Origin of the sequence: Pseudomonas sp. RW10S2, from assembly GCF_014268985.1 — a bacterium.
Lineage (GTDB): Bacteria > Pseudomonadota > Gammaproteobacteria > Pseudomonadales > Pseudomonadaceae > Aquipseudomonas > Aquipseudomonas wayambapalatensis.
The window spans coordinates 1-10,245 of the sequence record NZ_JABWRO010000163.1 but is presented as its reverse complement, the minus strand read 5'-3'; the positions used below and the strand labels follow the sequence as shown (position 1 = coordinate 10,245).

Below are 10,245 nucleotides of genomic sequence, written 5' to 3'. Positions count from 1 at the left end.
GCTGAGCAGCGGCAAGCCCCTGGCCCTGCCGGGCAAGACCAGCTCGCAGCGCGACTGGGCCGGCGAACTGCAACGCGCCGCGCAAAGCCCGCGCTTGCAGCAGTCGCTGGACTTCTGGCGTACAACCCTCGAAGGCGCCCACGACAGCCTGCCGTGCCAGCGCCCGGAAGCCACCAATCGCAACTGTGACGGCGTGACGGTGCACAGCACACTGGATGCCGAGCAGACCCGGCAACTGCTGCAGCAGGCGCCCGCCGCCTACCGCACCCGTATCAACGACCTGTTGCTGACGGCCCTGGCCCGTGTGATCTGCCGCTGGACCGGCCACGACCATGCCCTGGTACAACTGGAAGGCCATGGCCGCGAAGACCTGTTCGAGCACCTCGACCTGACCCGCAGCGTCGGCTGGTTCACCAGTGTGTTCCCACTGCGCCTGACCCCGGCGGCAGGCCTGGGCGACTCGCTCAAGCAGATCAAGGAGCAACTGCGCGCGATCCCCGATAACGGCCTGGGCTTCGGTGTGCTGCGTCACCTGGGCGACGCCTCGGTGCGCGACACCCTGGGTGCGCTGCCGACCCCACGCATCACCTTCAACTACCTCGGTCAGCTCGATGCCAGCTTTGCCGACGAGTCGCCCGCCTGGCTGCCCGCCGGGGAAAACCGTGGCGCCGAACATTCACCCGAGGCGCCGCTGGACAACTGGCTCAACCTCAACGGCCAGGTGTTCGATGGCCGCCTGCAGATCAGCTGGACCTTCAGCCGCGAGCGCTTCGATGTCGCCACGCTGCAGCGCCTGGCCGAGGACTACCAGCGCGAGCTGGTGGCGTTGGTCGGCCATTGCTGCACGGCCGGTGTCGCCGGCGTGACACCGTCGGACTTCCCCCTGGCCGGTCTCGATCAGGCCCAGCTCGATGCCCTGCCGGTGGCAGCGCAGGGGATCCAGGACCTCTACCCCCTGTCGCCGATGCAGCAGGGCATGCTGTTCCACAGCCTCTACGAGCAGGCCAGCGGCGACTACATCAACCAGATGCGTGTCGACATCGATGGCCTCGACCCGCAGCGTTTCCAGGCGGCCTGGCAGGCCACGGTGCAGGCCCACGACATCCTGCGCACCGCCTTCGTCTGGGAAGGCGATCTGGCCCAGCCGCTGCAGGTGGTTCGCCAGCAGGTCGAGGTGCCATTCAGCGTCCATGACCTGCGTGACCTGGACGCGCCAGCCCCGGCCCTGCAGGCCCTGGCCGATGCCCAGCGCCAGCAGGGCTTCGAACTGGCCAGTGCGCCGCTGTTGCGCCTGCTGCTGGTGGACCTTGGCCAAGGTCGTCACCACTTCATCTACACCTATCACCACATCCTGATGGATGGCTGGAGCCACGCGCAGGTGCTGTCCGAAGTGCTCCAGCACTACAACGGCCAGGCACAGGACGCGCCACGCGGACGCTACCGCGACTACATCGACTGGCTGGCTCGCCAGGATCAGCAGGGCAACCAGGACTTCTGGCGCGCGCAACTGGCCGAGCTGGACGAGCCGACCCTGTTGGCCCAAGTGTTCCGTGGCGCCACGCCGGCCAGCGATGAGCAGGCCCACGCCCAGCACGACCAGGTGTTCGATGCCCAGCGCAGTGCGCGCCTGGCGGCGTTTGCCCGCGAGCAGAAAGTCACCCTCAATACCTTGCTGCAGGCGGCTTGGGCACTGTTGTTGCAGCGCCACCAAGGGCAGCAGACCGTGTGCTTCGGTGCCACGGTGGCGGGGCGCCCGTCGGAGCTGGCCGGGGTCGAGCAGCAGGTTGGTCTGTTCATCAACACCTTGCCGGTCGCGCTGACCCTGCACGCCCAAAACAGTGTCGCCAGCCTGCTGCAGGGCCTTCAGGCGCAGAACCTGAGTCTGCGCGAGCATGAATACACGCCGCTGTTCGACATCCAGCGCTGGGTCGGGCAGGGTGGTGAAGCCCTGTTCGACAGCCTGCTGGTGTTCGAGAACTACCCGGTGTCGGACGTGCTGCAGGCGCGTGCGCCGGATGGCCTGCGCTTCGGGGCGATCGACAATCTCGAACAGACCAACTACCCCTTGACCCTGCTGGTCAACGCTGGCGCGCAACTGAGCCTGCAATACAGCTTCGACCCGCAGTGCTTCACCCCGGCGCAGATCGCCGGGCTGGCGGCGCAACTGGCGCAGATCCTCGACGCCCTGGTCGAAGATGCCGAACGCCCGCTGGGCGAGGTCGACAGCCTGCCTGCGGCCCTGCGCCGCCAGGTGCTGCACGATTGGAGCGGGCAGGTCGGCCACGACCTGAGCTGGCTGCCGGTGCACCGTCAGTTCGAGGCCCAGGCACAGGCGCAGCCACAGGCCATCGCCGCCGTCCATGGCGCAGAATCGATCAGCTACGCCGAGCTCAACCTGCGCGCCAATCGTCTGGCCCATGGCCTGATTGCCCAAGGTGTGGGGCCAGACCGCCTGGTGGGGCTGTGCCTGGACCGTGGCCTGGAAATGCTGGTCGCACTGCTGGCCGTGCTCAAGGCCGGTGGCGCCTACGTGCCACTGGACCCGGACTTCCCCGAAGAGCGCCTGGACTACATGATCCAGGACAGCGGCATCGGCCTGCTGCTGACCCAGGCCCACCTGGCCGAGCGACGCAACCTGCCGCAGGGTGTTCGGCAGATGCTGCTGGGAGCGGAATCGGATGCGCTGGACGCACTGGCGACGCATGACCCGCAGGTGGCCGTAGCTGACGACCACCTGGCCTACGTCATCTACACCTCCGGTTCCACCGGGCGGCCCAAGGGCGTGATGGTCCCGCACCGGGGGCTTGGTAACTTCCTCGACAGCATGGCGGCAGCGCCAGGGTTGCAGGCCCACGACCGGGTGCTGTCGCTGACCACCTTCTCGTTCGATATCTTCGGTCTGGAAATCTTCCTGCCGTTGGTGCGCGGCGCACGTGTGGTGCTGGTGGATCGCCAGGCTGCACGCGATCCGGATCAACTGCTGGAGGTGGTGCGCGAGCAGGCCGTGAACGTGGTGCAGGCCACGCCATCGACCTGGCGCATGCTGCTCGACAACCCGCAGGCCGAGCTGCTGCGCGGTTGCCGCATGCTCTGTGGCGGTGAGGCGCTGGCGCCGGAACTGAGCCTGCGCATGCTCGCCCAGGGGGGCGAAGTGTGGAACCTGTATGGCCCCACCGAGACCACCATCTGGTCGGCACGCAGGCGCCTGGACGCCGCACAGCCGGCACCGCTGCTGGGCGAAGCCATCGGCAACACCACGCTGTTCGTCGTCGGTCCCGACCTGCAACCGGTGGCGCCGGGCGTGGCCGGTGAGCTGCTGATCGGCGGCGAGGGCCTGGCCCGTGGCTACCACGGCCGTGCGGCACTGAGTGCCGAGCGCTTCGTACCGCATCCGTTCGCCGACGACGGCTCGCGGCTGTACCGCACGGGTGACCTGGTGCGCCACCTGGCCGATGGCACCCTGGAGTACCTCGCACGCCTGGATCATCAGGTGAAGATCCGCGGCTTCCGCATCGAGCTGGGCGAGATCCAGGCCCTGATGCAGGACCATCCGCAGGTCCGCGAGGCCGTGGTGATTGCCCGCGACGGCGCGGGCGGCGCACAACTGGTGGGCTATGTGGTGCCTCTGGAGGTAGGCGAGGCGGGCAGCGACGGTCTGCGCGAGGCGCTGCGCCAGAGCCTGGCCGAGCGGCTGCCGGCCTACATGGTGCCGGCGCATATCCAGGTGCTTGAACGCATGCCGTTGACCCCCAACGGCAAGCTCGACCGCAAGGCCCTGCCCGCCGTCGACGCCAGCGCTGCACGCCAGACCTACCAGGCGCCACGTACCGACCTGGAGCGCCAGGTCGCCGAGGTCTGGCAGCAGGTGCTGCAACTGGAGCAGGTCGGTGTGCACGACCACTTCTTCGAGTTGGGCGGGCATTCGCTGCTGGCCGTCAGCGTGGTCTCGCGCCTGCAACTGGCGCTGGGCCTGAAGCTGTCGCCGCAGTTGGTGTTCCAGGCCCCGGTGCTGGAGCAGTTCGCCGAGGCGCTGGGCCAGGCAGGTGGGCAGGTGGTGGATGAATCGAAATTGAGCAAGCTCGAATGGCTGCTTGACGAAATGGAGGAAGTTTGATGGAAACCCAAGCAGCCCTGAGAATTGCGCAGCGCTTCATTACCCTGCCGCTTGAAAAGCGCCGCCTGTACCTGGAGAAGATGCTGGCGGAGGGGGTGTCCCCGGCCAACCTGCCGATCCCGCAGGTGCAGTCGGCCTTCGAAACACTGCCGGTGTCCTACGCTCAGGAGCGCCAATGGTTCCTCTGGCAGATGGAGCCGGGCAGTACCGCCTACAACCTGGCGACCGTGCTGCGTCTGCGCGGCCACCTGGACATCGACGCCTTGCAGCGCAGCCTCGACTGGCTGGAGCAGCGCCATGAAAGCCTGCGCACCCGCTTTGCCGAGCAGGACGGGCGCCTCAGCCAGCGTATCCTGCCGCCCGCGGGGCTACCCCTGGCGCACGAGCAACTGGTTGCTGGCACCCCGGGCGATGCGGCGCTGGATGCCTGCATCAAGGCCCGGGTCGAAGCCCTGACCCAGCAGGTGTTCGACCTGTTCGACGGCGCGCTGGTGCGTGCCAGCCTGCTGAAGGTGGGCGAACACGACCATGTGCTGGCCATCGTCCAGCACCACATCATCGCCGACGGCGCCTCGATCCAGATCATGATCGGCGAACTGGTGCGTGCCTACGGCGCATTCAGCCTTGGGCAGGCCCCGGTGGCAGCGGTGCTGCCGATCCAGTACGCCGACTATGCGATCTGGCAGCGGCACTGGATGGAAGCCGGCGAGCGCGAGCGCCAGTTGCACTACTGGCGTGAGCAACTGGGCGGCGAGCAGCCGTTGCTGGCGCTGCCGGGCGACCGTCCGCGCCCGGCGGTGCAGAGCCTGCGTGGCGAGCGCCTGGAGGTGAGCCTCGATGCCGACCTCAGCCGTCAATTACGCAGCCTGGCCCAGGGGCAGGGCGCGACCCTGTTCATGCTGTTGCTGGCAAGCTTCCAACTGTTCCTGCACCGCTACAGCGGCCAGCACGATATCCGTGTCGGGGTGCCGGTGGCCAACCGCAACCGCCCGGAAACCGAGGGGTTGCTCGGCTTCTTCGTCAACACCCAGGTGCTGCGCGCCGAGATCGACGGGCAGCAACCGTTCCGCGCCTTCCTCGAGCAGGTCAAGCACACCGCGTTGCGCGCCCAGGAGCATCAGGATCTGCCGTTCGAGCAACTGGTCGAAGCCCTGCAACCGCAGCGCAGCCTCAGCCATGCGCCGCTGTTCCAGGTCATGTTCAACCACCAGCGCAGTGCCCCGGCGCGCGGCCAGGCCCAGGCCGCGCCGGGCAGTGACCTGCGCGTCGAAGGGGTGGCCTGGGACAACCCCACCGCGCAGTTCGACCTGACCCTGGAAACCCATGAGTCCGACGACGCGCTGATCGCCGCCTTCACCTACGCCACCGACCTGTTCGAGCGCGGCACCGTGCAGCGTCTGGTCGCCCACTGGCAGACGCTGCTCGCGGCCATCGTCGCCGAGCCTGACCAGCGTTGCGCCGAACTGGCGCTGATGAGCGCCGCCGAAACCGAGCAGGTGCGCCTGCTTGCCCAGGGGTCGCAGGTGGTGCATGCCGATGCCCGCCCGGTGCACCTGCAAGTGCAGGCCCAGGCCGAGCGCACGCCCCAGGCCGTGGCCGTGGTCTGCGCCGGGCAGCAGTACAGTTATGCCGAGCTCGACGCGCGGGCCAATCGCCTGGCCCGTGAACTGATCGCCCGTGGCGTCGGCCCCGAGGTGCGCGTGGGCATCGCTGCCGAGCGCAGCCTGGAACTGGTGGTGGGGCTGCTGGCCGTGCTCAAGGCCGGTGCGGCCTATGTGCCGTTCGACCCGGCCTATCCTGCCGAGCGTCTGGCCTACATGTTCGACGACAGCGGCATCGGCCTGCTGCTCGCCCAGCCGGCCCTGCTGGCGCAACTGCCGTTGCCGCAGGGGCTGGACGTGCTGGCGCTCGAGTCGGCGACCGCTGTGGAGGACGCCGATTTCATCGCCCCGCAGGTCGCGGTGGACGGTGAGCACCTGGCCTACCTGATCTACACCTCCGGCTCCACCGGCCAGCCCAAGGGCGTGGCGGTGCGGCATGCCGGCCTTGGCAACCACATGGCGTGGATGCGCGAGTGCTTGCCGCTGACGGCCGAGGACCGCGTGTTGCAGAAGACCGCGATCAGCTTCGATGCGTCGGTGTGGGAGTTCTGGTTGCCGCTGATCTGCGGCGCGCGCCTGGTACTGGCGGCGCCGGGGCAGGATGAGTCGCTGGCGCAACTGTGGGAGCAGGTTCAGGCGCACGGCATCACCGTGCTGCAATCGGCGCCGTCGCTGTTGCAGGCGATGCTGCCCCAGGCACGTCCCGAGCAACTGGCCAGCCTGCGCACCGTGCTGTGCGGCGGCGAGGCCCTGAGTGCGCAGTTGTGTGCACAGCTGCGCGAGCGCTGGCAAGGGCGCCTGGTCAACCTCTATGGTCCGACCGAGGCGACCATCGACAGCACCGCGTGCGAAGTCCCGGCCGTGCTGGCAGGGGCGGTAGTGCCGCTGGGCACGCCGATCGACAATGCCAGCGCCTATGTGCTGGGCGAGGCGTTGCAGGTGTGTCCGGCGGGTGCTGCCGGCGAGCTGTGCATCGGTGGCGAAGGCCTGGCGCGCGGTTACCACCAGCGCCCGGCGCTGACCGCCGAGCGTTTCGTGCCCGATCCGTTCTCCAGCCGACCCGGCGCGCGCCTGTACCGCAGTGGCGACCTGGTGCGCCAGGCTGACGACGGGGTGATCGACTACCTCGGGCGCATCGACCATCAGGTGAAGATCCGCGGCCTGCGCATCGAGCTCGGCGAGATCGAGGCGCGCCTGGTCGCGCTGCCGGGTGTTCGCCAGGCGCTGGTGCTGGCGCGTGAGCAGCAGTTGCTGGCCTACGTGGTGCCCGAGCCGGGCCAGGACGAGCAGCTGGCTGGCGCCCTGCGCGAGGCGCTGCAAGGGCAGTTGCCTGCCTACATGGTGCCCAACCACCTGATGCTGCTGGACGCGTTCCCGCTGACCAGCAACGGCAAGCTCGACCGCAAGGCGCTGCCGTTGCCTGAAGCCAACGCGGGCAGCGAGCAGGTCGCACCGGCCAACGACCTGGAGCTGCGCCTGCACGCGCTGTGGCAGGACGTGCTCAAGTGCCCGGCGTTGGGCGTGACCGACAACTTCTTCGAGCTGGGCGGCGACTCGATCGTTTCCATCCAGCTGGTCAGCCGTGCCCGGCAGGCGGGTATTCGTTTCACCCCCAAGCAACTGTTCCAGCACCAGACTATCCGCGCCCTGGCCCAGGTCGCCGAGCTGGGCGGGCAGGGGCTGGTCATCGACCAGGGTCCGGTGCACGGCAGCCTGCCGCTGCTGCCGGCCCAACAGGCGTTCTTCGCCGCGTTGCCCACAGAGCCTGCGCGCTGGAACCAGTCGGTCTGGCTCAAGCCCGCGCGCGCCCTGCAGGTCGAGACGCTGGCCGCAGCCCTGGACCAACTGGTGAACCACCACGATGCGCTGCGCCTGTCGTTCGGCGCCCAGGGCGCACACTTCAGAACCCCAGAGGCGATGCAGGCGCTCTACCAGCAGTCGGCCTTGCTGTGGCAGGCCGAAGTCGAGGGCGACGCTGCGCTGGAAGCCTTGGCCGACCGCGCCCAGGGCAGCCTGGCGCTGGAAGACGGTTCGCTGCTGCGCGCGGTACTGGCGCAACTCGCCGATGGCAGCCAGCGCCTGCTGCTGGTCATCCATCACCTGGTGGTCGACGGCATTTCCTGGCGCATCCTGTTCGATGACCTGCAACAGGCGCTGACGCAACTGGACGCCGGCCAGCCGTGCGTCCTGCCGGCCAAGACCAGCTCGCTCAAGGCCTGGGCCGAGCGCCTGGCCGCTGCGGCCCAGGGCGAGATGCGCGGGCAGATAGCCTATTGGCAGACGGCACTGGCCGGCGCACCGCGCGACCTGCCGGTGAACGACCCGCAAGGCTCGCTGGCCAACGCCCTGGCCCACACCGTGCACACCCGGCTGGATGCCGAGACCACCCGGCGCCTGCTGCAAGAGGCACCGGCGGCCTATCGCACCCAGGTCAACGACCTGCTGCTGACCGCCCTGGCACGGGTCGTGGCGCCCTGGTGCGGTAGCGACAGTGCCTTGGTCCAGCTTGAAGGCCATGGCCGCGAGGAGCTGTTCGACGACATCGACCTGACCCGTACCGTTGGCTGGTTCACCAGCCTGTTCCCGGTGCGTCTGGACCACTGTGCCGACCTGGGCAGCGCGATCAAGCGCGTCAAGGAGCAACTGCGCGCGGTGCCCGACAAGGGCCTGGGCTTCGGCGTGCTGCGCTACCTTGGCAGCGCCGATGATCGTGCGGCGCTGCAGGCGCTGGCGCAGCCGCGTATCACCTTCAACTACCTTGGCCAGTTCGACGCCAGCTTCGACCCGCAACAGGCATTGCTGCGCCCCAGTGGCGAGGCCCGTGGCCGCGAGCAGGGCGACACTGCACAACTGGGCAACTGGCTGACCCTCAATGGCCAAGTGTATGACGGCCAGTTGAGCCTGAGCTGGACCTTCAGCCCGCAGATGCTCGAAGTCGCCACTGTGCAAGGCCTGGCCGATGCCTACCGCGAGGCACTCAGCGCCCTGGTCGAGCACTGCACCGAGGCTGGCCACGCCGGGCTGACCCCGTCCGATGTGCCGTTGGCCGAGCTGGACCAGGCCGGCCTGGATGCCCTGCAACTGGACGCCAGCACGGTCGAGGACATCTACCCGCTGTCGCCGATGCAGCACGGCATGTTGTTCCACTCGCTCTACGACCAGGCGGGCGGTGACTACATCAACCAGATGCGCGCCGATGTGCAGGGCCTGGATGTGGCGCGCTTCCAGGCCGCTTGGCAGGCCACCGTAGAGGCCCACGCGATCCTGCGTACGGGGCTGCGCTGGCAGGGCGAGCTGACCCGGCCGCTGCAGGTGGTGCAGCGCCAGGTGCAGGTGCCTTTCACCGAGGTGCGCTGGGACGGCCAGGTGCCGGACAACGCACGGCTCGATGCCTTGGCACGCGAAGCCCGTGAGCAAGGGTTCGACCTGGAGCAGGCGCCGTTGCTGCGCCTGTTGCTGGTGGGCAACGGTGCCAACAGCCATCACCTGATCTTCACCAGCCATCACCTCCTGATGGACGGCTGGAGCACCGCCCAACTGCTGGGCGAGGTGCTGCAGCGCTATGCCGGGCAGGCCATCGCAGCGCCGTCCGGGCATTACCGCGACTACATCGGCTGGCTGCAGCGCCAGCCGGCGCAGGCCCGCGAGGCGTTCTGGCGCCAGCAATTGAGCGGTCTGCAGGCCCCGACCTGGCTGTCGCGTGCCTTGCCGGCGCCGCAGCCTGGCGGGCAGGGCGGATATGCCGATCATCATGCTGGCCTCGATGCCCAGGCCATGGAGCGCCTCGGCGCGCTGGCGCGCCAGCACAAAGTGACGGTCAACACGCTGGTGCAGGCCGCCTGGCTGTTGCTGTTGCAGCGCTATACCGGGCAGCGCAGCGTGTGCTTCGGCGCCACCGTGGCGGGTCGCCCGGCGGAGCTCAAGGGCATCGAGCAGCAGATCGGCCTGTTCATCAACACCCTGCCGGTGATCGCCGCGCCCGATCCACAGGGGTCGCTGGCGCAGTGGTTGCAGACGGTCCAGGGCGTCAACCTGGCTCTGCGCGAGCACGAGCACACACCGTTGTTCGAAATCCAGCGGTGGGCCGAGCAGGGTAGCCAGGGCCTGTTCGACACCTTGCTGGTGTTCGAGAACTACCCCATCGCCGAGGCCCTGGAGCAGGGTGGCGATCAGAGCCTGCGTTTCAGCGCGGTGCGTGCTCACGAGCAAAGCAACTACCCGCTGACCCTGGCGGTGGCCGCCGGGCGTGAGCTGACCCTGCACTTCAACTACGACCGCACGCAATTGCGCGACAGCGCCGTCGAAGGCGTGGCGCGTCACCTGCTGCACCTGCTGGAGCAGTTCTGTGCCGACGTCCAGGCGCCGCTGCACCGCCTGGCCCTGCTGGAAGGCCGCGAGCGTACCCGCATCGAGCGTCAGTGGAACTCCAACGGCCTGGACTTCGACCGCAGCCAGTGCATCCACCGCCTGATCGAAGCCCAGGTACGTCGCACGCCGCAAGCGTTGGCGGCGATCTGGGGCGATGAGCAA

Annotated in this window: 2 protein-coding genes; both read left to right on the top strand. The window is 68.6% G+C overall.

The genetic code is table 11. From position 1 onward, the window contains the following. The coding region (locus HU729_RS23800; protein ID WP_186711725.1) for a non-ribosomal peptide synthetase at positions 1 to 4,114 on the top strand (4,114 nt) is incomplete at its 5' end. Beyond that, the coding region (locus tag HU729_RS23795; RefSeq protein ID WP_186711724.1) for a non-ribosomal peptide synthetase at positions 4,114 to 10,245 on the top strand (6,132 nt) is incomplete at its 3' end. The genes HU729_RS23800 and HU729_RS23795, both read left to right, overlap by 1 nt.